Origin of the sequence: Gordonibacter sp. (assembly GCF_036667095.1) — a bacterium.
Classification (GTDB): Bacteria; Actinomycetota; Coriobacteriia; order Coriobacteriales; family Eggerthellaceae; genus Gordonibacter.
Window position 1 is genome coordinate 1 of the sequence record NZ_JAVWUP010000339.1, and the last position, 1,971, is coordinate 1,971.

Sequence of the window (1,971 nt, forward strand, 5' to 3'; positions counted from 1 at the left end):
AGTAGCGGATTTCCGTTTGATGGAAAAACTGGTCGTCTATATACTCGAGTCCAATATAGGGATTTGCCATAACAACCAACTCCTTTCGTAATTTTTCATTCCTAGTGGGACACCGTGTCCCACCGCTTATTCGATGCAGCCCGTATCGGCGAGAATCCTTTGCATCGTCGCCAGATTCGCAGCTGCCTTTTGCCTGCGGTAGTTCTTGCCGTTCATGCACACCGGCGCGCAGCGTTCTAGGATGCGGTCGTAGATGCGCCGCTTCTCGATTGCCGCTGCCTCGTTCTTCATAGCCTTCAAGGGGATGTTCGTGGTCACGATGAGCGGACGCCCCGTGCGGTATCGACCGTCTATCACGCTGAACACCTGCTCGAATCCGTAGTCGCTCGTGCGCTCGACGCCCAAGTCATCGATGACAAGAAGCTCGAAACTGTCGAGCTTGGAAAGGTATGCTCCTCTGCCGGAAATCCGTGCATCGGCCAAGTCATTGAGCACGCGCGGGATATTGGTCACAAGGACGCTCACGCCACGGTCGACAAGCTCGTTTGCGATGCATCCTGCAAAGAAGCTCTTGCCCGTACCCACGGGACCATAGATGAGCATCCCGAATCCTTGGGCATACATCTGCTCCCAAGCCTCGATGTAGGCACGTGCCTTGGGCATCTGCGGGTTGGTGCCGTCGTCGTTGGCAAACGTGCAGCCAGCCAACAGCTCGTCTTGCAGCCCTGCTTTTCTTAAGCTAGCAACCTTTGCGACTTTAAGTCGTGCTTGGCGCTCGGCCTCCTCGGCCTCAAGCGCACTTCTCTCGCAGTCGCACAGACAGCTCATCGTCGAGGCCTGCCCGTAGAGCTCCAAGCGCACCTGCTTTCTCTTGTGGCATACGCCGCAGGTAAGCAGCCCGGTTTCCGGGTCTGCGTAATCGCCGGGCTTAGAGGTTTTGACGGCAGTATCAATCACAGGCACTCCCCATCGTCGCATCGGTAGTCGAGCTTCGTCGGCGACGCCGCTCTCTCGGCATCGCGCGCTGCCCAAGAGCGGATGGTTGCCGCATGGCTCTTGTAGCTTCTACCGCTCGATTCCATGTACTCGCCCAAGCGCTCGATGCGGGCATCGAGGTCTTCCGGGAACTCGTCGCCCAGGCTCTCCAACTCCGAATCGCTCAGCCGGACGTTGCCGTAGCGCCCAAGCGCCTTCTTCTCTTCGTTCTTCTTTAGATTCGTATTTGATTCTTTAGTACTTGTTCCCTTAGTACTTCTTTGCGTTGGATTTTCCTGCGTAGGGAAAACCTGCGTAGGATTTTCCAATATAGGTTCAGCCTGTGTTGGATTTTCCAATATAGGTAAATCCAATCTAGGGCTCTCGTAGATCACGTATTCCGTATCGCGCAAGCGCCCGCCCGCATCGCGTCGCCGCGCACGCACCATGTAACCGTATTCCTCCAGCTCGTTTAAAGCAGTGCGTATGGAATCGATGCCGTCAGGATGCAGGGCGGCCATGCCCTTGATGGTGTAGTCCCAGTCGTCAGGCAAAGAAAGCATGAAGGACATGAGTCCCTTCGCCTTCAAGGTTAGCCGCTTGTCGCGCAGGTGACAATTGGACATGACGGTGTAATCACGAGTCTTCTCGACGCGAAAGACCGTCATGCTATCCACCTCCCAGCCCAGAGTATCGGCCGGGATCCGTGCTTCGGGGCGCGAGTGCGCACGCAAGCGCAAGAGCCGCGCAGCATCCGCCAAGCCCCATGAAGATGTACCCGATCATCTTGGACACCTCCTAATCTTTTCATAACTACGCATGCGCGCACGGGCAGATCCAGGGCAGGCTCCGCCCCATGCGCGTCGATGCGTATAGTTTCGTTGGTTAGTTGAATGCGGTTGTCAAGGTGCGCGCCGTTTGAGGCGCGGGAGTTTTTCCTCCCTACCCTTAAAGGCACGCAATCCTCTTTTTGGATACCTCTCATCTTTCAAACCC

Annotated in this window: 1 protein-coding gene and 1 pseudogene; both read right to left on the reverse strand. The window is 56.1% G+C overall.

All coding sequences use genetic code 11. The features are described 5' to 3' along the window. Positions 1-126: 126 nt before the first annotated feature. Complete coding sequence (locus tag RR842_RS14425; RefSeq protein WP_216529922.1) at positions 127-957, reverse strand: ATP-binding protein; 831 nt, start codon at positions 955-957, stop codon at positions 127-129. Between the two features lie 299 nt (positions 958-1,256). Next, positions 1,257-1,643, reverse strand: a pseudogene (locus RR842_RS14430) (helix-turn-helix domain-containing protein); the annotation flags it as partial. Between the last annotated feature and the right edge of the window lie 328 nt (positions 1,644-1,971).